The organism is Kocuria sp. ZOR0020, from assembly GCF_000800955.1.
GTDB lineage: Bacteria > Actinomycetota > Actinomycetes > Actinomycetales > Micrococcaceae > Kocuria > Kocuria subflava.
Genome location: NZ_JROX01000464.1, coordinates 1 through 268, shown reverse-complemented (window position 1 = coordinate 268; position 268 = coordinate 1). Strand labels below are relative to the sequence as shown.

The 268-nt window shown below is 67.2% G+C and carries 1 pseudogene; it reads left to right on the top strand.

Annotation, left to right across the window (positions count from 1 at the left end):
- A pseudogene (locus L979_RS14180) lies at nucleotides 1-268 on the top strand (hypothetical protein); the annotation flags it as partial.

The following is a 268-nucleotide window of genomic DNA, read 5'->3' as shown; positions in this document are numbered from 1 at the left end:
GGTGCAGAGGGCGCTCGCCGTCAGCGGCACCTGGTGCGCCTGGCCCGCGGCCACGGCATGCGCGTGGTGGGTCCGGCCAGCTTGGGTGTTTTGAACAACGCCCCTGACCAGCGCTTCAATGCCACCGTACTGCCTGCTCCGTTGTTGCCCGGCAACATGGGTCTGTTCACCCAGTCCGGTGCCTTGGGCACCCTGCAGGCCTCGGCTGCGGTCCGTCACGGTCTGGGCATCTCCACGTTCCTCTCAGCCGGTAACCGTGCTGATGTCT